The sequence below is a fragment of the Microbacterium sp. A94 genome, assembly GCF_051842855.1.
Classification (GTDB): Bacteria; Actinomycetota; Actinomycetes; order Actinomycetales; family Microbacteriaceae; genus Microbacterium.
Window position 1 is genome coordinate 1 of sequence record NZ_JBPXMU010000009.1, and the last position, 21,142, is coordinate 21,142.

A 21,142-nucleotide genomic window follows, 5' to 3' on the forward strand; every position below is an offset into this window, starting at 1 on the left:
CCGAACACTGACACGCCTGTGCACACCAAATCAACGAACTCAGTACGCGCACTCAGCGGAAACAACGTGACCATGAACAGCTCCTTCAATCAGAGCGTTGCTCCCACCATATGAATCCGCCACCGGAATAGCAGCAGCAATTGCGACCGGAGCATGAGTCGTACTGCACGCACGGCACACGTGACGGACGCGACGGGTCAGAAACGGATGCCGTAGGCCTGGCCACCGGGTTCGGCAGGCAGCGACTCCAGGCCGAGCCGCTCATAGAACGCGGCAGCACCGGCGTTCGCCGGGTCCATTCCCAGGTGTAACCCGGCCACGCCGCGGCGGCGCAGCTCTGCGAACAGGGTCTCGATGAGCTGCCGTCCGAGCCCCAGCCCCTGGGTCTCGGCCAACAGATCGATGTGCAGGTGCGCGGGGTACGCCGCCGCATTCCGCTCGCGCCCGGGTCCGCGCTGGTAGCCGTAGGTGATCAGCTTCTGCTCGCGCGTCACCGCCTCGACCGGACGAGGAAAACGCGCGGCAAACTGCGGCCACCACTCATCGCGAAACCACTGCTCAAAAGCATCCGTGTCGTCAGTCGCGACGATGTATCCGATCGTCCGCGCGTCATCGGATTCGACAACCCAGGCAAGATCCGGATGCCGTTCGGCATAGGGCACCGCGAACAGCAGCCCCCAGAGTTCGTCGTCGCTCAGGATCCCCGTTGCATCAGCACCGGCATCCGCTGTCCTCACGCAGATCTCGAACAGCGCCGGGCGGTCGCTCGCGCGATACCGGCGGATCGTCACCGGGGCACTTCCGTCTCGGACAGAGGCGGGGAACTCTGCGCCCACGCCACCATGATGCTACCGACGATCAGCGTCACCCCGGCGCCCACGAGCATCCCCCCGATCGTGTCGGTCAGCCAGTGCACCGACAGCGCGGTGCGCGACAGTGCCATCGCCAACGTCCAGAACACCGCGATCAGCACCACCCACAACCGCGGAAAAAGCAGCACCGCCAGCATCGCGAGTGTCGCCGCATTCGCTGTATGCCCCGAGGGGAATGAACCGAAATCGCTCGCGACGAGCATGTCCACCGGCCGCGCACGACCGAAGAGACTCTTAAGCAGCTGAACCGCACCGACACTGACCAGCAGCGTCACAGCGACAAAGACCGCCGCCTGCCAGCGCTTCACCAGCAGCAGCGCCGCGACGATGAGCAACGGGATCAGATAGGTTGCGATCCACCCGCCACCGACATGGTTGAACACATCGGCAAGGCCAACGAGGAACTCGGACCGGATGCTGACCATCACCGCGTTCCAGCCAGTGTCGATCGCGATCGGAGCATCCGGTCCTGCCGCAGTGAGCGAGGACCCCAGGGCGATCGCGGCAAGAATCGCGCCGACGCCCCACCAGAGCAGTGCCGGACGAGTCATCCGCCCATTCTGTCGCAGAACCGTGCGCAAATGCTACGGATTCAGCATCCCGACCGTACGCGGACGCACGACCAGCCAGAGAGCGAGGATGCCGATGACCGCGCATCCGACCATCACCGAGGCCATCGTCGTCGCGGTGATTCCTGCGCCGGCCGAGATGAGCCCCACAACCGGAGAGATGATCGCGGCGACGCCGTTGTTGCTCGCGCCGAGCACTGACGCAGCGGTGCCCGCGGCCTTGCCGTGGCGGTCCAGCGCCAACACCTGCACGCATGGGAACGAGAACCCGCAGGCCGTCATGAACACGAACAGCGGGATGACCGTTCCCCAGAATCCGAGGCCGAGCTGGTCGTCGAGCACGATCGCGGCTCCGCTGACCAACAGTACGGCGGTCGAGAACGCGAGCACCCACTGCGGTCCGAACCGGGCCGCCAGCCGTGATGCGACCTGCACGCCGACGACGACTCCGACCGAGTTGGCCGCGAACAGCCAGCCGTACTCCTGCGCGTTCAGACCGTGGGTTTCCTGGAACAGGAACGGGGATGCGGAGAGGTAGGAGAACAGTCCAGAGAAGGTCATCGCGCCGATGATGAGCACACCGACGAACACACGGTCGCTGAAGACGCTGCGGTAGCGCTGCCAGATCGTGGTGCTGCCGCGGTCATTGCGGCGCTCCTTCGGCAGGGTCTCCGGAATGAACAGCATCGCGCACAGCAGCATGACCGCGCCGTAACCGGCGAGCACGACGAAGATACCGCGCCACGGCATGATTCCCAGCAGCCATGAGCCGATCAGGGGTGCAACGACCGGCGCGACACCGGACACCAGCGCCAGCCGCGAGAGCATCACGACGAGTCGGCGCCCGCCGAACAGGTCGCGGACGATCGCCATCGCGACAACACCACCGGCGGCAGCGCCGACTCCCATCAGCACGCGCGTGCCGCCCAACAGCAGCAGATCCGGGGCGACAGCTGCGGCGATGCTTGCGAGCACGTGCAATGCCGTCACGACGATCAGCGGGATGCGCCGACCGACTTTGTCGGACAGCGGCCCCACGACCAGCTGACCGACGGCGAAGCCGATCATCGTGCCGGTGAGTGTCAGCTGGATCGCAGCCGATGTGGTGTTGAAGTCCTGCTCGAGCACGGGGAATGCCGGCAGGTACAGATCGATCGTGAACGGGCCCAGCGCCGTGAGTGCCCCGAGCACGATGATGTATAGCACCCGGCGCGCGTTGGAGATCGCATCTCCCGGGTGCAGCATGATCGGCGCGGTCGCCGGATCCGCCCCGAGAGTGCGAATGGCGCTCGTGGGCGTGCTGGTGCGGATTGTTCCGGTGATGGCCCGGATGCTGCCGGTCGGAGTTCGCTGAGGATCAGGAGTGGATGACGGGGAGGGTGTTGAATCGTTCAAGATTCCCCAATCCTACGCGCGCGATCTGACCCGCGACGGAACTCAGACCGAGATGCGCGCGAGCCCCTGCTCGAGGTCGGCGATGAGGTCGGCGATGTCTTCGATGCCCACGGACAGTCGTACGACGTTTTCCGGCACGGCGAGCTCGGTGCCGCGTACGGAGGCGTGGGTCATCTCGGGCGGGTAGCCGATCAGTGATTCCACACCGCCGAGAGACTCTGCCAGCTGGAACAGCTCGGTCGACTCAGCGAATGCCCGTGCGGCGGCGGGTCCTGCGGTCAGCGCGAGTGACAGCATCCCCCCGAACCCGCTCATCTGCCGCGCCGCGATCTCGTGGCCGGGATGCGAGGCAAGTCCCGGGTAGAAGACCGTCTCGAACTCAGGGCGGGCCTCGGCCCATTCGGCAATCGCCTGCGCGTTGGCGGTGTGCTGACGCATCCGCACGGCGAGCGTCTTGATGCCGCGCGTGGTGAGCCATCCGTCCAGCGGAGCGGAGACCGCCCCGACGGCGAACTGCTGGAACTTGATCTGCTCGTAGAAGCGATCATCGGCAAAGACGACCGCGCCGCCGAGCACATCGGAGTGTCCGCCGAGGTATTTGGTGGTCGAGTGCACGACGAGGTCTGCGCCGAGCGCGAGCGGCTGCTGCAGGGCAGGCGATGCGAAGGTGTTGTCGACGACCACCAGGGCACCGGCTGCGTGCGCGATTTCTGCAATCGCCGCGATGTCGACGATCTTCAGCAGCGGGTTACTCGGCGTCTCGAGCCAGACGATCTTCGTCTCGGGTCGCAGCGCCTGCTGAATCGCTGCAGCATCGCCGAGTTCGACCGTCGTGGTCTCGATGCCCCAGGGCGCGAGCACCTTGGTCAGCAGACGGTAGGTTCCGCCGTAGACATCGTTGCCGAGCAGCACATGGTCGCCCGGGCGGAGAATCCCGCGCAGCAGAGCGTCTTCGGCAGCGAGGCCGGAGGCGAAGGACAGTGCGTGCGAGCCGCCTTCGAGCGCGGCCAACTGCGTCTCGAGGGAGGAGCGCGTCGGGTTTCCGGCACGGTTGTACTCGTAGCCTTCGCGGAAGCCGCCGATGCCGTCCTGCACATGAGTGGAGGCCTGGTAGATCGGCGGGATGATCGCGCCGGTGCGCGGGTCGGCCGATTGACCGGCGTGGATGGCTCGGGTGGCGAAAGCGTGGTCGGACATGCCCTCAGCCTACGACCGCGGCTCCGCCGCCGCCCCTCCCATTACGCCCCGCGACGCCCCGCTCCCCCTCCCCCGATTGCGAGTGGCCATTTGTGGCTCAAAAATCACGAAAAATGGAGCCACAAACGCCCAGTCGCAGGGGGTTGGGGGTGGCGAGGGGTGGGGACTAGCGGGAGAGGTAGGAGAGCAGGTCCTGACGGGTGAGCACCGTGTGCGGGCGGCCATCGATGGTCACCAGGAGAGCGTCGGCTCCGGCGAGCGCCGCACGCGCCTGATCGACGGATGCATGGATGCCGATGAGGGGCAAGCTGTCGCTGACATGTGCGGCGACAGCATCCGTCGGCTTCGCCTCGCCGCGAAAGAGCAGATCCAGCAGTCCCTTCTCATCGACGCTGCCGACAACCTCGCCCATCATTACCGGCGGCTCGGCGCTGAGTACGACGAGCTGCGAGACGGCAAACTCGGCCATCATGGAGATCGCGTCGAGCACGGTGTCGGTCGGATGCGCGTGCACGAGTTCCGGGATGCCGCGCCCCGATCCCTGCGCCTGTCGCACGGCGAGCACGTCGGCCACGGTCTCCCCCGCCTCGACATCGCTGAACCCGTACGAGCGCATCCAGGAGTCGTTGAAAATCTTCGAGAGGTAGCCGCGACCGCCGTCCGGCAGCAGCACCACCATCACGGCATCCGCTGGCAGAGTCTTGGCCACCCTCAGCGCGCCGACCACAGCCATTCCGCTGGACCCGCCAACGAGAATGGCCTCTTCGCGAGCGAGACGGCGTGTCATCGCGAAGGATTCGGCGTCGTCGACGGCCACGATCTCGTGCGGGACGGTGGGGTCGTAGGATCCCGGCCAGATGTCCTCACCGACGCCCTCGACGAGATAGGGACGGCCCGTGCCGCCGGAGTAGACACTGCCCTCGGGGTCGACGCCGACGATCCGCACCCGCTCGTCAGAGACCTCACGCAGATAACGCCCGGTCCCGCTGATCGTGCCGCCGGTACCGATACCCGCCGCGAAGTGCGTGATCCGGCCGTCGGTGGCCTCCCAGATCTCCGGGCCGGTCGTCTCATAGTGGCTGAGCGGACCGTTGGGGTTGTCGTACTGGTTCGGCTTGAACGCCCCGGGAATCTCCTGCACGAGGCGATCGCTGACGCTGTAGTACGACTCCGGGCTGTCCGGAGCGACCGAGGTCGGCGTCATGACGATCTCGGCACCGTAGGCGCGCAGCACGTCGATCTTGTCCTGACCGACCTTGTCGGGCACGACGAACACGCACCGGTACCCGCGCTGCTGGGCGACCAGGGCGAGCCCGACACCGGTGTTGCCGCTGGTGGGTTCGACGATCGTTCCGCCGACTGACAGCTGGCCGCTTTCCTCGGCTGCATCGATGATGCGCCGGGCGATACGGTCCTTCGCCGAACCGCCCGGGTTCAAATATTCGAGCTTGACCAGCACCGTGCACTCGATGCCCGCTGTGACATGCTGCAGCTTCACGAGAGGGGTGCCGCCGACGAGGTCGGCGATGTGCTCGGCGTAGTCCATGGATCAAGCGTACGGGTGGCGGATGCTGTGTTACCCCTTCGTCGATCCCGCCAACAGTCCGCGTACGAAGTACCGCTGCAGTGCGAAGAACACGATCAACGGAACGATGATCGACACGAACGCGCCTGCGGTCAACAGGTGCCAGTCGTTGCCGCGTGTTCCGGTGATCTCGGCCAGCAGTTTCGTGATCGGCGCAGCGCCGCCATCGGCGAACACCAACGCGACCAGCAGGTCATTCCACACCCACAGGAACTGGAAGATCGCCACCGAGGCGATCGCCGGCATGGTCAGCGGCAGCACGATGCGGAAGAAGATCTGCCCGCGGGATGCCCCATCCACGCGCGCTGCCTCGATGATCTCGCCAGGAATCTCCGACATGAAGTTGTGCAGCAGGTAGATCGCCAGCGGCAAGGCGAACATCGAGTGCGCGAACCACACTTGCGCATATCCACCAGAGGCACCCAGCGGCAGCGTGATCTGCAACCCGAACAGGCTGAGCCCTCGCGAGAATGTGCTCAACAGCGGCACCAGGGCCATCTGAATCGGCACGATCTGCAGCGCGAAGATGAAGATGAACAGGAAGTTGCGGCCCTTGAAGTCGATCCATGCGAACGCGTACGCCGCCATGGAGGCGATCATCAGCGGGATGATGGTGGCCGGGATCGTAATCGCGATCGAGTTCACGAAGGACTCGATCATCGTTAGTTGTGTCGTGCCGGACTGCAGCACATCGACGTAGTTCTCGCCGGTGACCTGGGGGTTCAGGAAGAACTCCCACCAGCCGCTGGTGAGAATCTGGTCACGAGGACGGAACGACGAGATGAACAGTCCCAGCGTCGGGATGGTCCACAGAACCGCGATGATGATGGATGCTGCCGATGCCCACGGCCGCGACAGCTTCTTGCGTGTTCGTCCTGCCGAGGCGCTCAGCTTCCCGCCCGTGGTGATCGCGCGGGTGCTCTCCGAAATGGGGTGCTTCACGTCAGTCATCGGATCTCCCGCTGCTTCTGGATCTGGCGTGCGTTGTATATGACGATCGGCAGCACCAGGATGAACAGGATGACGGCGAGCGCAGCACTGCGTCCCGCCTCGAATTTCGAGAACTGCGTGTACATCTCATTGGCGAGCACGCTGGTCTCGTAGTTTCCGGCGGTCATGGTGCGAACGATGTCGAAGACCTTCAGCGAGGCGATCGAGATCGTTGTCAGCACCACGATGAGCGCCGGTCGAATCGCGGGCACCGTGACGGATTTGAAACGCTGCCAGGCATTCGCCCCGTCAAGCTCTGCGGCCTCCAGCAGCTCCATCGGCACGCCTTTGATGGACGCCGACAGGATCACCATCGCGAAACCAGTCTGCACCCAGATGAGCACGACGATGAGGAACAGCGTGTTCCATGGCGGATTGAGCAGGAACTGTTGCGGCTCCCCGCCGAACCAGACGATGAGCTGGTTGAGCAGACCGATCTGTTCGTACTGCGGGCCGCGGTACTCGTACATGAAGCGCCAGATGATGCCGGCGCCGACGAACGAGATCGCCATCGGCATGAAGACGAGGACCTTGTAGATCTTCTCCCCGCGGGTGCGGTCGATGAACACCGCGTAGGCAAGACCGACGATGGTCGAGACGGTCGGCACGACGAGCACCCAGACGATGGTGTTCACCACGACACGGATGCCGTCGGGTTGCCCGAAGATCCAGGTGTAGTTGGCGAGTCCGACAAAGCTCTTTCCCGAGGAGTTCAGGAATGAGGCGACGAAGGTCTGCAGCGACGGCAGGATGAGCCCGACCAGAAGCAGCAGGAATGCCGGCGCCAGGAAAGCGACCAGCTGGATCAGATATCCCTTGCCGGCCCGGGAGCGGTAGTCCAGCAGGAAGAACACGGCGCCGACGACAACGGCGACGCCCATCGCCCAGTAGTAGGAGCGGAAGAACCACATCACAGCCAGTGGCACGAGCACGCACATCGCCAGTCGTGCGACGGTGTACCAGGTGCCGGTTCGTGGAGCGATGTCCACGAGGAACAGGATCAGGGCCACGACGATGGCGAAGGCGATGACAAGGACCACCGCCTGCAGCACCGCCGGGAGCGTCCCGATCCATTGAAAGAAGTCGATCGCGGTCACGGAGTAGTCCCCTTTACAACACTGTGCAGATCATCATCGGTCCTCGGCATCGTTGCCGGGGACCAGAGTTGGCGGGCCGCCCGAGGGCGACCCGCCAAGAGTCGGATTAGCCTGCCGGCCAGCCCGTCTCGATCTGTGCGAGGACCTCATCGGTCGACGTGCCGTTGACCCACTCGACCATGCCCTTCCAGAACGTGCCCGCACCGACAGCGCCCGGCATCAGGTCGCTGGCGTCGAAGCGGAACGTGGTGTCGGGGTCTTGCAGGATCTTGATGGTCTCCTGCAGGATCGGGTCCTGTGCGTTGGCCGGGTCGAGGCCGTTGTTCGCGGAGGTGACACCGCCTAGGCTCACGCGGCTGTTCGCCCACTCGGGGCTGGACAGGTACGCGAGCACCTTCTGCGTGGCCTCGCTGTCACTGAACGCGCCGACGATCTCACCGGCACCGGTCACTGCCTTGTCGTCTGCACTCTCACCCGGGAGCATAAATGCCCAGACGTCGCCGTCCTCAGCGATTTTCGTACCATCGGGGAAGAAACCCGACAGGAACGACGCCTGGTGCGTCAGCGCACATTCTCCACCGGCGAGCGCGGGGGCGACATCTCCGAACGCGGTCGAGTTGATCGACTGCACAGGACCGAATCCTGCGTTGACGTTCGCCGGGTTCAGCAGGATCGCGCCGACAGAGTCGAATGCGGTCTTGATCTGCGGGTCGGTGAAGGGCACCTCGTTGGTGACCCACTGGTCGTAGACCTCGGGGCCAGCCTGACGAAGCACGTAGTCCTCGATCCAGTCGGTGCCGGGCCAGCCGGTAGCCGTGCCGGACTCGAAGCCTGCACACCATGCCGGCGTGCCGGTGGCGGCCTGGATCGTCTCGGTGAGCGCGGTCATATCGCCGAGTGTCTCGGGAACTTCGACGCCCCATTCGGCGAACTTCGCCGGGGAGTACCAGATCCAGCCCTTGACGTTCGCCATCAGCGGCGCACCGTAGAAGGTGCCGTCGTAGGTGCCGTAGTTCACCCAGTCCTCAGTCCAGTACTCGTTGGCGTTGCTCTCGACCTCTTCGGGTGCGGGCTTGAGGAAGTCACGCTGAGCGAAGTCTGCGAACAGACCCGGCTGCGGGAAAATTGCGATGTCGGGCGGGTTACCGCCCTGTGCACGGGTTCCGAGCTGCGTCTCGAAGTCCTGGCTGCCCTCGTATTTGATCTCGATGTCGTTCTCTTCGGCCCAGTCGGCCCACGACTCCTGCATGAGTTCAGCTTCGCTGTCGACGATCGTGCCGTAGATGGTGACGGTGCTGGACTCGCCTTCTCCGCCGCCTCCGTCGTCGCCGCCGCCCGCGGGCGCACCCGGAGCTCCACATCCTGCAAGCGCGATGCCCGCTGCCCCAAGCAGGGCGAGCGGCGCGAGGCGCCGATAACGCTGTGACAGTGCCATGTGACTTCTCCTCTTCGAGTTCACGTTCCCGGCGTGTGACGCCGCCTGAGCAGACGATTCGGGAACCGCTTCCAGGCCCAACCTACTGTCCTGCGGTGCCCGGCACAATGGAAGATGGTCACAAGCTGACAACCTTTCGACGGCATCCGGGATTTTTTTGGGAGCGCTCCCGTCAGCGCCAATGTGGAACCGGTTCCTTTTGCTCAGGATGCGGACTACGCTGTGCTCGGATGCTGTGAGCGCACCGTCGCGCTCACCGCCGCCGGGAGGAACCATGAGCACGATCGCGGATGTCGCCGCCCGTGCCGGTGTTTCCAAAGCCACCGCGAGCCGCGCGCTCAGCGGGCACGGCTACGTGGCCGATGCGACGCGCATGCTGGTCGAGAAGGCCGCCGCCGAGCTCTCCTACGTCGCCCATTCTTCGGCGACGAGTCTGGCCACCGGTCGCACACATGCGGTCGGAGTGATCGTGCCGCGCCTCGATCGCTGGTACTTCTCTGAGATGCTCACGGGCATCCAAGAGTCGCTACTCGAACACGGCTACGACCTCACGCTGTACGGTCTTGCCGAGCACTCCCCCACGCGCCACATGGTGTTCGACACGATCCTGCCGCGGCGCAGGTTCGACGGGATCATTGCCGTCGGCATTCAATCCAGCGTGCACGAGCTGGACCGACTGCGCGGCCTGGGCAGTCCGCTGGTGAGCGTGGGTCCGTACCACGAGGGCACGAGCACCGTATCCATTGACGATGCCGCTGCCGCGCAGATCGCCACCGAGCATCTCATCGACCTCGGACACACAGCGATCGCCTTCGTCGGGGCAGCGACGGAGTCCGCCACTTTGGGCTTTGGCGATGCGCGTCGGTTGGAGGGCTATCGACGGGCGATGGATGCCGCAGGTCTCGGCGAGCACACCGTGATCAGCGCCTCCGGCACCAGCATGCCCAGCGGTTACGAGGCGGCCGTTGACCTGCTCGGCAATCGGCGCACGCGCCCGACCGCGGTTGTCGGGGTGTGCGATGAGGCCGCGATCGGCACGATCATCGCGGCGCGACGGCTGGGGATTGCTGTCCCCACCGAGCTGAGCGTCGTCGGAATCGATGATCATCAGCACGCTGAGATGTTCGCGCTGACGACGATCCGGCAGCAGCCGCGCGAGCAAGGCAACGCCGCCGTTCGCCTACTGGTTCAGCAGCTCCAGCATCCGCATGCCGAAAAGGAGCACGTCGTCGCCGTCTCGGCACTCGTAGTCCGCAACTCCTCCGCCCCGCCCCGCTCCCCCTAGCCCCGCCCCCAAAAAAGCTTGCGAGTGGCCGTTTGTGGCTCATTTTTCGCGAAAAATCGAGCCACGAGCGCCCACTCGCAAGCAGGAACAGGAGGGGGAACCAGGGGACGACGAAGGCCCCGGGCGTGAGCCCGGGGCCTTCGTGCAAAGCAGAAGTGATTACTTGAGGGTAACCGTCGCGCCAGCAGCCTCGAGGGTCTCCTTGGCCTTCTCTGCGGTCTCCTTGTTAGCGCCCTCAAGGACAGCCTTGGGAGCACCGTCGACGACAGCCTTGGCCTCGCCGAGGCCGAGCGAGGTGAGCTCGCGGACAGCCTTGATGACCTGGATCTTCTTGTCGCCAGCAGCCTCGAGAACGACGTCGAACGAGTCCTTCTCTTCCTCGGCCTCAGCAGCGCCTGCGCCAGCAGCACCGGCAACGGCGACGGGGGCAGCAGCGGTGACGTCGAACTTCTCCTCGAACGCCTTCACGAACTCGCTGAGCTCGACGAGGGTGAGGTCTGCAAACTGCTCGAGCAGCTGCTCAGTGGTGAGCTTCGCCATGATGTATCTCCTAGATTGGTGGTTTTGTAGAACGAGAACGCCAGTCGCTTACGCGGCTGCGGCGGTCTCCAGCTTTTCGCGAAGAGCGTCGATGGTGGCCGCAGCCTTGCCCATCGTTGCCTTCATCATGCCCGCAGCCTTCGCAAGCAGAACCTCACGGCTCTCCAGCGCGGCGTACTTGTCGACCTCGTCGGCGGTGAGAGCGTTGCCCTCGAAAACGCCGCCCTTGATCACGAGAAGCGGGTTGGCCTTGGCAAAGTCACGCAGAGCCTTCGCGGTGGCGACGAAGTCACCGTGCACGAACGCGACAGCCGACGGACCCTTGAGGTCGTCGTCCAGCGAGGAGATTCCCGCCTTGTTGGCGGCAATCTTGGTCAGCGTGTTCTTCACCACGGCGTACTCAGCGTTCTGACGGATGCTGTTGCGCAGCTCCTTGAGCTGGGCAACCGTCAGACCGCGGTACTCGGTCAGCAGGACGGCGTTCGAGTTCTCGAATGACTTCGTGAGCTCGGCAACCGATGCATCCTTCTGCGCCATGGTCACTCCTTGGTGGGTACGAGATGCCACACGGTGGTGAGGCATCGACCTGGACCGCAGCTGCAACAAAAAAGCTCCGGCGCAAGCGCACGGAGCTGAGAAAAGTTCGTGACACCTGCGCGGGCCCACTGCTGAGCAGTGCTTCAATCACATCACGCTTGCGCGCAACATGATGACCAGCGGTCTTTGGTTGAGATAAGACTACCTGACGTGCGGCCGCTCCCCAAATCGCGGCCGCGCGGTGCCGCGGCGGGCCGCTGCCATCCCCGCTTCCTCGTCTGGCCGTCGCCCCGACTTACCGCCCACACCCCCAGTTGCATACGCAAATACCACGGAGCCTCGGCGACGTTCGGGGGCGACGATGGATGCTACCGACTCTGCTGCGCCGGACCGCAGCGCACTCAGCACGGACGGATACCGAAGGACGCCAGACGTGAGCCCAGGTCGCCCGCCGTCCGGATGTGCTCTGACCCCCAGCGGACCACTCCCCACCCGGTCACGCCACGAACAGCATCCTCGCGCGCCTTCTCCTCCAGGACGACAGCCCCGACTTCCCGCCCACCTGCAAGGTCGGGGTCGAGATACTTTCCCTTACCGTCGAACTCGCCGAAGGATCGTGCGCCGCGAAAGGCGAAATCCATCCAGTAAACCTCGCCTGCAGGCCCCATGACCTGCGTCTGCAGGTCGATATCCGTGAACCCCAGACGCCTCAGGTGAAGGCGGCTGACGCTCTCGCCTGGGAGCTGTGCCCGCCCGTCGGCGAACGACAACAAGTCACGCGCCTGCCGGATACCGCGCACCCTCAGAACCGCCGCGCGTTCTCCGAGGCGGTCATGCCATTGCGCCGCGAGGTCTGGGTCTTGTTGCTGCCCGCGCACGGCGACGCGGCGCAGCGCTGCATCCGCAATAGACAGCGCAGCCTCGGGAGACAGTGAGCAGGCAAGATCCAGCACGGTTCGATCCAGTGACGTGCAGCGGATGCCGTCGACCTCGATGATGTCTTCACTTCTGACCTCGACATTGTGCTGCGCGATGTTCGACACCGTCCGCCCGTGGCGCCTACCAAAGATCAGAATGTGGACGTTCTTCGGTGTCAGTCGATACAGCGGAAGCCCCAGCACAACTGCGGCGGAGACTCCGTAGAAGACGGGCCCTCTGCCGCCCGCGCTGCGCGCCGCCGCCAGCACGTGAAGCAGGTGCTGCCCTTCGATCCACAGCTGCTTCCACTCAACAGCATCCACATACCAACCACGGCGCACGCGGATGAACGCGCCGCTGGCGACTAAAGCGTGCAGGCCTCGTTCGGACAGACCGCTGTGAAGCATGTCCTCGCGAGAGCGCAGAAGCACACTCGCTTGTGCGATGTTGATTGTCCGGCGCATCCCGTTATCCTGCCCGTCGATGCTTCGGGGCCACGGCGTGAAATCCACGTTCGGTGGATTATGGCCACGTTCCGGAATCTGTGCAGAACCAGTCGCGCGACGTCGGCTACTGTCCGCTCTCTTCAGCCATCATTCGTCGGCGCTCCCAGGTAGCGCCGACGCTCCCTCGAAACTGCGCAAATATCCCGGGGCGTCGGCGACGCCCCGGAGCCTCGACGACAGAAGGGGCGAGGCAGCGGCGCTAGTGCCGGTCGGCGGCGCGGCCGCTGTGCCCGGCAAGGGCATCCGCCGCGCGCACCAGCGTGAGGTGCGAGAAAGCCTGCGGGGTATTGCCGGCGTGCCGTTGCCCGCCGACGTCGTACTCCTCCGAGAGCAGCCCGACATCGTTGGCGAGCCCGACCAACCGATCCATCAGCGCCGTGGCCTCGTCGAGGCGGCCGCTGGCTGCATACTGCTCCACGAGCCAGAAGCTGCAGGCGAGGAACGGATGCTCTCCGCCTTCCAAGCCGTCCACCCCGGATGCTGCGCGATACCGCATCAGCAACCCGTCGCGGACGAGGGTGCCCTCCATCTGCTCGACTGTGCGCAGCATCCGCGGATCATCGGCCGCACAAAACCCGACCTGGGGAAGAGTGAGCAGCGAAGCATCCACCTCGTCGGTGCCGTAGTGCTGCACGAAATACCCATCGGCGTGAACACCGCGCTCGTCGATCTCAGCACGCAGTTGCTCGCGCAGACGCGTCCAGGCCTCGACATCCCCGGTCATGCCGTGCTCGGTCACCGCACGCACACCACGATCCAATGCCGCCCACATCATCACGCGCGAGTGCGTGAAGAACTGCGGCTCCCCGCGGATCTCCCAGATTCCGTTGTCCGGCACATCGAACCCGACCACCACCCGACCGATCAGAGCACGCTGCAGGGGCCAGGAGAACTCCGACTCGTCGAGTCCGGCAATTCGCGCGGCTTCCAGTGCGACCAGCACCTCGCCGATCACGTCGCCCTGGTACTGATCAACGGCACCGTTGCCGATGCGAACCGGCGCTGCCCCGTCATACCCGGGAAGACTGTCCAGCTCCCGCTCGGCGAGGTCGCGCTCACCGGCGATGCCGTACATGATCTGCACTTCGTCCGGATCGCCAGCAACCGCCCGCAACAACCAGCGCCGCCAGTGGTGCACCTCTTCCAGGAAGCTGTGCGCGATGAGCGCCTCGAGCGTCAGCGCAGCATCGCGCAGCCAGACGAATCGATAGTCCCAGTTGCGCGATCCGCCGAAGTCTTCGGGCAGCGACGTCGTCGCAGCCGCCACGATGCCTCCCGTGTCGCGGTTCGTCAGCGCACGCAGAACCAGCAGTGAGCGGATCACCGCGTCGCGATGCGGACCGTCGTGGGCGATAGAGCTCGCCCACCCCTGCCACCACGATCGCGTCCGGGCGATGGCTGCGTCGACATCGAGCGCTACCAGCGCATCGTCGTGCGAGGGGTGCCACGCGAGAGTCAGATCGCGAGTGGCCCCCGCTGACACCGTAAACGTCGCTGTGTGCGCATGGTCGGATGCTGTGAACCTGATTCCTCGGACGACAACGGCGTCCGGTCCCGCGATAGCGCTCAGCGCGGGCTCATCCTCGGTGCCGATCTGTCGCACCCAGGGCAGAGTGCGCGCATAGTCGAAGTGCAGGCGCAGCTCGGTCGTGAATTCGACTGTGCCGCTGACCCCGATGACGCGGCGCACCACGTCGGTACGATCATCCGTCATAGCGAGGAAATCCTGTACCTCGGCCACGCCGGTGGCCGTCTCCCACCGCGTGACGAGGATGAAGGTGTCCGGCAGATAGGAACGACGGACGGTCGCATCACCATCCTGCGGCCGCAGCGACCAGCATCCGTGTGAGGTGTCCCCCAGCAGCGCTCCGAAAACCGACGGCGCATCGAACCGCGGCGGACAGAACCAGTCGATGCTGCCCTCGCGGGAGACCAGTGCCGCTGTGCGGCAGTCACTGAGCAGTGCGTAATCCTCAATAGGAGCTGGCATCTCACCGATTGTTGCATGCCTCTAGTCGATGCGCACGGGCAGCGTTACGGTGGGCGCATGGAGACCTCAACAACGCTTGTGATCCTCGGCGCTTCCGGTGACCTCACTGCCCGGCTGCTCTTGCCAGCTCTGGGACAGCTGCTCACGCTCGAAACCAATCGTCGGGTGCGCCTGATCGGCGCAGGCACCGAGGACTGGAGTGATGATGATCTGCGCCAGGTCGTGCAGACCTCATTCGCGACATCGGATGCTGGTACCGCCACCGAGCGCGTCGCTGTCGAGTACCGCCAGACCGACATCACGAAGGCCGACGATCTCGGCAATCTGTTGAAGGGACTGGAGGGGCAGGTGGCGATCTACTTCGCCGTGCCGCCGTCGATCGCATCCGCCGCGTGCGAGGTCCTCACCCCGGAGATGATTCCAGCAGGTGCGATGCTCGCACTGGAAAAGCCCTTCGGCACCGACGAGGCCAGCGCTCGCGCCCTCAACGAGCGCGTGGCCGTGCTCGTGCCGGAACATCAGGTGTTCCGCGTCGACCACTTCCTCGGAAAATCCACCACCCTCAACCTGCTCGGCGCGCGCTTCGCCAACCGGCTGCTGGAGCCGCTCTGGTCAGCAGAGAGCATCGAGTCGGTCGCGATCGTCTATGACGAGAAGCTGGGGCTGGAAGGACGCGCTGGTTACTACGACAATGCCGGCGCGTTCATCGACATGATTCAGAGCCACCTGCTGCAGGTGATGGCGGTGCTGGCGATGGAGCAGCCCGCGACGCTGGGGCAGGAAGACTTCCGCGAGGCGACCTCAGCAGTGCTGCGGGCAACGACGATTTGGGACGAGGATGCCGCATCCGCATCCCGCCGTGCGCGGTACACCGCGGGCAGCGTCGACGGTGTCGACAAGCCCTCGTATGTCGATGAGCCGGGTGTCGATGCCGAGCGTGGCACTGAGACCCTCGCCGAGGCGACGTTCGAGGTGCGAAACGGCCGCTGGGCCGGGGTGCCGTTCACGCTGCGTTCCGGGAAGGCCCTGAGCGACCCGGCGCGCGAGATCGTCGTCACCTTCCGCGCGGTGCGGCACGTCCCGGTCGGACTCACCGGATCCGCGGATGGCGCGATCCTGCGCTTCTCGCTGGGGCCCGACAAGATCTCGCTGGAGATGAACCTCAATGGCGCCGCTGATCCGTTCGTGCTCGAGCGCGCAACGCTCTCCGCCGACCTCGGTGCCGGAGACCTGCTGGCCTATGCCGAGGTGCTCTCCGGAATCCTCGATGCCGACCCGATGCTGTCGGTGCGCGGGGATGCTGCGGAGCAGTGCTGGCGCATCGTGCAACCGGTGAGGGATGCCTGGTCACGCGGGGAGGTCCCGTTGGAAGAGTACGCCGCAGGATCGAGCGGACCGGCTGATTGGGCCGTTCGACGCTGAGCGCAACGACGCACACTCCACGGCCAGCACGCCCGACGCGCGGGGCCGCGCCGGGCCGCGCGAGGCGGCGCGAGGCGGCGCGAACCCGGCGCGGCTGGGCCGGGGGTGTCGTCCGCTCGGGGTAGCCTCGAATGGTGACTCCGGAACTTCAGGCTCGTATCGTTGCGGATTCCCGCGACCGCGTCGCCTGGCTCCGGGCGCGAGCGCGCGGCATCACCGCGACCGATGTTGCGGGATTGACGAGCGAGATCTCCATCAAGCGCGCCGCAGACTCCAAACTCGGCGGCGGACCTCGTTTCGGTGGCAACGCCTACACCGATCATGGTCGGCGGCGCGAGCCGGAGATCGCCGCGTGGGTTGCCGCCACGCACGGCATCCATCCGTCATCCGCACTGTTCCGCGCAGAGAGCGAGCACCGGCATCTGGCCACGCCGGATGGCGTCGTGCAGGATGCCGCAGGCCGCATCATGCTGGCCGAGATCAAGACGACGAATAAGAACTGGCGCACGATTCCCCGCACCTATCTGCGGCAGGTCTGGTGGCAGCAGCACGTGCTCGGCGCGGAGCGGACCCTGTTTATCTGGGAAGAGCACGACAACTTCCGCCCGATCCACGATGAGCCCCGGTGCGTGTGGATCGACCGCGACGACCGCGAGATCAACACACTGGTCGGACTCGCCACCCGGCTGATCGACGAGCTCTACCACCGCACCACCGGGCAGCGCCCGCCGAGTGTCGACAGCGCCGATGCCGCCAGCCGGCGTGAGTCGCTGCGCGAGCGCGATGCCTTCCGCGCCCTCGCTCTGGCTGACTGACCAACCGCGCTTCCCGCGGCATCCATCCCGCTCTCACCGATAGTTGACAAATGTCAACTCCTCTTCTAAGGTTGACTTTTCTCAACTTTCGCGCGTCAGTGCTGCCGTGCCATCCCACCTCTCGTCGAAAGGTGCGCATGAGCGCTCAGAACCCACCTACCGCGTCGACGGCTGCTCGCATGACCCACCGTCAGGTGCTGCAGGCACTGTCGGGCCTGATGCTGGCGATGTTCTGCTCGATGGTGTCGACCACCGTCGTCGGAACCTCGCTGCCGATCATCGTTCCCGAACTCGGCGGCACGCAGACCTCGTACACCTGGGTCATCACGATGACCCTGCTGACCACGGCCATCTCTACCCCCATTTGGGGCAAGCTCGCCGACCTCGTCAACCGCAAGAACCTGATGATCCTGGCGCTCGTGATCTTCGTGCTCGCCAGTGCCGGCGCCGGATTCTCGCAGAACACCGAGATGCTCATCATGTTCCGAGGATTCCAGGGCCTCGGCGGCGGTGGGCTCGCAGCTCTCAGCCAGGTGCTGATGGCGGACATCCTCTCCCCGCGTGAACGCGGCAAGTACATGGGCCTGTTCGCCGGTGTCATGGCCGTCGCCACCGTCGGCGGGCCGTTGCTGGGTGGGGTCCTGACCGACAGCGTCGGCTGGCGCTGGAACTTCTACGTCGGCGTTCCGCTGGGCGTCCTGGCAATCATCGTGCTGGTGCGCACCCTGAAGATCGACCAGATCCGTGCCGCGAAGATCCGCATCGACTACTTCGGCATCGTGCTGCTCTCGGTCGCTGCCGGCCTGCTGCTGGTCTGGGTCTCCAACATCTCGACCTACGGCTGGTTGAGCTGGGAAACGCTGATCATGGTCGGCTCCGCACTGATCGCCACCGCGCTGTTCATCGTGGTGGAGCTGAAGGTCGCCGAGCCGCTCATCCCCCTGACGCTGTTCCGCAACCGGACGTTCACGCTCTCGGTGCTCGCATCCATCTCCATCGGTGTCGCGATGTTCGGCACCTCGGTATACCTGGCGCAGTACATGCAGGTCTCGCGCGGATACGGCCCGACCGAGGCCGGCCTGCTGACCATTCCGATGGCAGCCGGCATGCTGATCTCGTCCACCGTGATCGGACAGCTCGTCACCCGCACCGGAAAGTGGAAGAGCTTCCTCGTCACCGGCGCCATTCTCATGATCGCCGGCACCTCCCTGCTATCGACGCTGCAGTACGACACGTCGCTCTGGCTGGTCGGCACCTACATGTTCCTGCTCGGCGCCGGTACCGGCATGACGATGCAGAACCTCGTGCTGGTCGTGCAGAACACCACCGGCCCGCAGGAGATCGGTGTCGCAAGCTCAGGCGTGAACTTCTTCCGTACCGTCGGCGGCACCACGGGCGTCGCGGTGATGGGCTCCGTACTCGCCGGCAGCATGGCTCAGCAGGTGACTGCCCGCAGCAAGGAGATCGCTGAGGCGATCGCCGAGCTCGGCGCCCAGGGCAAGGCCATCGCCGAACAGCTCGCTTCGGGTGCGCTCCCGACCACCCGCGACATGCCGGAGACCATCCGCGTGATCATCGAGGACATCTCCGCACAGGCAATCTCGCACGCATTCCTCATCGGCGTACCGCTGGCTGTGCTGAGTCTGATCGCCATCGCATTCCTGCCCAATAAGCCACTGATCAAGCAGAACAACATCGAACGCGCCAGGCAGCAGCGTCGAGAGAACGAACTCGCGGTGGCCACGGCTGAGACCGGATCCATTCCCGTGCACCGTCCCGAGAACGACTCATGACCGGCGACAGCGCTCGTTCCGCGCTCGATGAGGAACGAATCACCGCGATCACCAGTTTGGAATCCGAGTTCGGTGAGCTGATCACGCACTTCCGTCGAGTCGTCATGGAGAACGCCGAACGGCTGAGCCCGGGCATGCTGCCCACGGCATACAAGGCATTCACCACCATCGTCCGCCTCGAGTCGAGCACGGCCTCGACGCTGGCGGACGTGCTGCAGATGGACAAGGGGCAGCTCAGCCGCACGGTGCGGGAGTTGGAAGAGCTGAGCCTCATCGAGCGCACACCAGACCCGGCCGATCGCCGCTCCACGCTGATCTCTGCGACGACAGAGGGCCTGGAGCGCCTCGCTCAGGCCCGCCGCCCCCAGGAGGGCAGGTTGCTTCGGAGCCTAGGAGCGTGGGAGCTCGAGGACATCAAGACGCTGTCTACGCTGCTGCACCGTCTGACGGCCTCTGCGCGCGAAGGCTGAGTCAGTCGAGCACCCGTGCCGCTTCGGCGCCGACTTCGCGGGCAATGTCGTCGAGCAGCGTTGAACGCAGGTTCCATTGCTGCCAGTACAGCGGTACGCGAACGGGTTCGCCGCCGAGATGGATCAGAGAGCCGGATGCCACGGCAGCAGTCGCCTGCGGGGTCGGGAGCATCCCCCAGCCCAAGCCGAGCAGGACCGCCTCGGCGAAGTCGTGCGAGGCCGGAACATAATGACGCGGGATGCCGTGCTCGTCGAGCCCGTACGACTGCAGCCAGGTGTGCTGCAGCGAATCGCGCCGGTCGAAATCGACGAATGGCGCCCGGCGCAGTGCCTCGACGTTGATTCCTTCGGCGAACCAGCGGTCTACGAACCGCGGTGTCGCCACAGCGTCGTATCGGAAGATGCCCAGTGGCGTCACCGAGCATCCGGTGACCGGTGTGGCTTCCGAGGTCACCGCGGCCATGACCTCACCTGATTCGAGCAGCCGTGCGGTGAAGTTCTGGTCGTCGCGGTGCAGATCGAAGTCGATGTCGAGTCGTTCGGCCAGACGCGACAGCGGCGCCAGGAACCAGGTGGCCATCGAGTCCGCGTTGACGGCCAACGGTACGCTCACCCGTGCGCCAGCAGCATCCAGCCCGAGAGCAGCGAGCGTCTCGTGCTCGAGCAGCGCGACCTGGCGTGCCATTCGGACTACGGCTTCGCCCGCTGCGGTCGCGAGAGCCGGCTTCGCTCGGACGATGAGCACCTGACCGAGCTGTTGTTCCAGGGCCTTCAGCCGCTGGCTGACCGCCGACGGCGTGATGTTCAGCGTTCGGGCGGCCGCATCCAGGCTGCCGCCATCGACGATCGCGGCGACGGTGAGTGCGAGCTCTGTGGAGATACCAGCCATATAAGCCACACTAATGTGACTGAAGATCTGGTCGCTGGTTCTTATGAGCGCTGCGGCATAACGTCGAGACGTGATCTCATTTCTCGCCGGGCTCGGGCTCGGCCTTTCACTTATCATCGCTATCGGCGCGCAGAACGTGTTCGTGCTGAGGCAGGGCATCCGGCGTCAGCATGTTCTCGCTGTGGTGGCCGTCTGTGCGCTGTCGGATGCTGCGCTCATCATCGCTGGTGTCGCCGGGCTTGGATTCCTGCTGCAGAGCGCGCCCTGGCTGATCGCTGTCGCTCGCGTGCTGGGAGCCCTGTTCCTGATCGGCTATGCGGCACTCGCGGCGCGACGCGCTCTCCGGGGCACGGAGAAGGGTCTGCGCATCGACGCCGAGCCGACCTCGAGCAGATTGCTCCCGGTACTGGGAACGGTTCTGGCTCTGACCTGGCTCAACCCGCACGTGTATCTCGACACCGTGCTCATGCTCGGTTCGATCGCCGCCACCCACGGCGAGGCACGATGGCTCTTCGCCGGCGGAGCTGTGCTCGCGAGCGTCGTGTGGTTCAGCGCACTCGGATACGGTGCCCGCTATCTCGGCCGCTGGCTGCGCACACCCCAGGCATGGCGGATCGTGGATGCCGTCATCGCCGTAGTTATGGTGACCATTGCTGTCAACCTGCTGCTGCCTGTATTTACCCCGTGATGACGAGGCTGCGACGCAGTCGCACGTTAACGCAAAATGGCCACCCAGCGTTGGGTGGCCATTTTGTCTAAAAGAAGTTCGGCGGTGTCCTACTCTCCCACAGGGTCCCCCCTGCAGTACCATCGGCGCTATGAGGCTTAGCTTCCGGG

19 protein-coding genes and 1 rRNA gene are annotated in these 21,142 nt (G+C 65.2%); 6 read left to right on the forward strand and 14 right to left on the reverse strand.

Going from position 1 to position 21,142, the window contains the following annotated elements; translation table 11 throughout:
• Positions 1-197: 197 nt before the first annotated feature.
• The 8 genes from ACSU1L_RS16230 to ACSU1L_RS16265 form a co-directional block, all read right to left on the reverse strand.
• A complete protein-coding gene (locus ACSU1L_RS16230; protein ID WP_439256502.1) occupies positions 198-791 on the reverse strand; it encodes a GNAT family N-acetyltransferase in 594 nt (197 codons plus the stop codon).
• The gene (locus tag ACSU1L_RS16235; RefSeq protein ID WP_439256503.1) at positions 788-1,423 is read right to left on the reverse strand and encodes a phosphatase PAP2 family protein; all 636 of its coding nucleotides are present in this window, start codon (positions 1,421-1,423) and stop codon (positions 788-790) included. The genes ACSU1L_RS16230 and ACSU1L_RS16235 overlap by 4 nt, the downstream gene beginning before the upstream one ends.
• A 33-nt stretch (positions 1,424-1,456) precedes the next feature.
• On the reverse strand, positions 1,457-2,686 hold the full coding sequence (locus ACSU1L_RS16240) for a multidrug effflux MFS transporter (protein WP_439256515.1): 1,230 nt from the start codon (positions 2,684-2,686) through the stop codon (positions 1,457-1,459).
• Positions 2,687-2,878: 192 nt separating this feature from the next.
• Positions 2,879-4,033: a cystathionine gamma-synthase gene (locus tag ACSU1L_RS16245; protein WP_438255528.1), complete on the reverse strand. Its 1,155-nt coding sequence runs from the start codon at positions 4,031-4,033 to the stop codon at positions 2,879-2,881.
• A gap of 166 nt (positions 4,034-4,199) precedes the next feature.
• The gene (locus ACSU1L_RS16250) at positions 4,200-5,579 is read right to left on the reverse strand and encodes a cystathionine beta-synthase (protein ID WP_439256504.1); all 1,380 of its coding nucleotides are present in this window, start codon (positions 5,577-5,579) and stop codon (positions 4,200-4,202) included.
• 30 nt (positions 5,580-5,609) lie between these two features.
• Positions 5,610-6,569, reverse strand: a complete 960-nt coding sequence (locus ACSU1L_RS16255) for a carbohydrate ABC transporter permease (RefSeq protein WP_439256505.1) — start codon at positions 6,567-6,569, stop codon at positions 5,610-5,612.
• Entirely contained in the window at positions 6,566-7,705 is a 1,140-nt protein-coding gene (locus ACSU1L_RS16260) for a carbohydrate ABC transporter permease (RefSeq protein ID WP_438255868.1), read from the reverse strand. The genes ACSU1L_RS16255 and ACSU1L_RS16260 overlap by 4 nt, the downstream gene beginning before the upstream one ends.
• A gap of 106 nt (positions 7,706-7,811) precedes the next feature.
• Entirely contained in the window at positions 7,812-9,140 is a 1,329-nt protein-coding gene (locus tag ACSU1L_RS16265; protein ID WP_439256506.1) for an ABC transporter substrate-binding protein, read from the reverse strand.
• A gap of 274 nt (positions 9,141-9,414) precedes the next feature.
• On the opposite strand from ACSU1L_RS16265, the gene ACSU1L_RS16270 reads away from it, so the two are divergent.
• On the forward strand, positions 9,415-10,425 hold the full coding sequence (locus ACSU1L_RS16270; protein ID WP_439256507.1) for a LacI family DNA-binding transcriptional regulator: 1,011 nt from the start codon (positions 9,415-9,417) through the stop codon (positions 10,423-10,425).
• Positions 10,426-10,584: 159 nt separating this feature from the next.
• Here the strand turns inward: ACSU1L_RS16270 and rplL are convergent, their stop codons facing one another.
• The 4 genes from rplL to ACSU1L_RS16290 form a co-directional block, all read right to left on the reverse strand.
• On the reverse strand, positions 10,585-10,965 hold the full coding sequence (rplL, locus tag ACSU1L_RS16275; RefSeq protein ID WP_438255871.1) for a 50S ribosomal protein L7/L12: 381 nt from the start codon (positions 10,963-10,965) through the stop codon (positions 10,585-10,587).
• 48 nt (positions 10,966-11,013) lie between these two features.
• Complete coding sequence (gene rplJ, locus ACSU1L_RS16280) at positions 11,014-11,502, reverse strand: 50S ribosomal protein L10 (protein ID WP_438255872.1); 489 nt, start codon at positions 11,500-11,502, stop codon at positions 11,014-11,016.
• 401 nt (positions 11,503-11,903) lie between these two features.
• Positions 11,904-12,884: a hypothetical protein gene (locus ACSU1L_RS16285; protein ID WP_439256508.1), complete on the reverse strand. Its 981-nt coding sequence runs from the start codon at positions 12,882-12,884 to the stop codon at positions 11,904-11,906.
• Positions 12,885-13,125: 241 nt separating this feature from the next.
• Positions 13,126-14,916 carry a glycoside hydrolase family 15 protein gene (locus tag ACSU1L_RS16290; protein ID WP_439256509.1) on the reverse strand — a complete coding sequence of 597 codons (1,791 nt, stop codon included), beginning with the start codon at positions 14,914-14,916 and terminating at the stop codon, positions 13,126-13,128.
• A 57-nt stretch (positions 14,917-14,973) separates the two neighbouring features.
• Here ACSU1L_RS16290 and ACSU1L_RS16295 point away from each other — a divergent pair, with 57 nt between their 5' ends.
• The 4 genes from ACSU1L_RS16295 (at position 14,974) to ACSU1L_RS16310 (ending at position 19,416) form a co-directional block, all read left to right on the forward strand.
• Positions 14,974-16,338, forward strand: a complete 1,365-nt coding sequence (locus tag ACSU1L_RS16295; RefSeq protein ID WP_439256510.1) for a glucose-6-phosphate dehydrogenase — start codon at positions 14,974-14,976, stop codon at positions 16,336-16,338.
• Between the two features lie 134 nt (positions 16,339-16,472).
• Positions 16,473-17,153, forward strand: coding sequence for a YqaJ viral recombinase family protein (locus tag ACSU1L_RS16300; RefSeq protein WP_438255876.1), 681 nt, complete (start codon positions 16,473-16,475; stop codon positions 17,151-17,153).
• Positions 17,154-17,290: 137 nt separating this feature from the next.
• Entirely contained in the window at positions 17,291-18,946 is a 1,656-nt protein-coding gene (locus tag ACSU1L_RS16305; protein WP_439256511.1) for an MDR family MFS transporter, read from the forward strand.
• Positions 18,943-19,416 (forward strand): MarR family winged helix-turn-helix transcriptional regulator, encoded by a 474-nt coding sequence (locus ACSU1L_RS16310; protein WP_439256512.1) that lies wholly within the window; start codon positions 18,943-18,945, stop codon positions 19,414-19,416. Before ACSU1L_RS16305 ends, ACSU1L_RS16310 begins: the two co-directional genes overlap by 4 nt.
• Position 19,417: 1 nt before the next feature.
• On the opposite strand, the gene ACSU1L_RS16315 is transcribed toward ACSU1L_RS16310, so the two are convergent.
• Positions 19,418-20,305: a LysR family transcriptional regulator ArgP gene (locus ACSU1L_RS16315; protein WP_439256513.1), complete on the reverse strand. Its 888-nt coding sequence runs from the start codon at positions 20,303-20,305 to the stop codon at positions 19,418-19,420.
• A gap of 70 nt (positions 20,306-20,375) precedes the next feature.
• On the opposite strand from ACSU1L_RS16315, the gene ACSU1L_RS16320 reads away from it, so the two are divergent.
• A complete protein-coding gene (locus tag ACSU1L_RS16320; RefSeq protein WP_439256514.1) occupies positions 20,376-20,993 on the forward strand; it encodes a LysE/ArgO family amino acid transporter in 618 nt (205 codons plus the stop codon).
• Positions 20,994-21,069: 76 nt separating this feature from the next.
• On the opposite strand, the gene rrf is transcribed toward ACSU1L_RS16320, so the two are convergent.
• Positions 21,070-21,142: ribosomal RNA gene (gene rrf, locus ACSU1L_RS16325) — 5S ribosomal RNA — on the reverse strand; the annotation flags it as partial.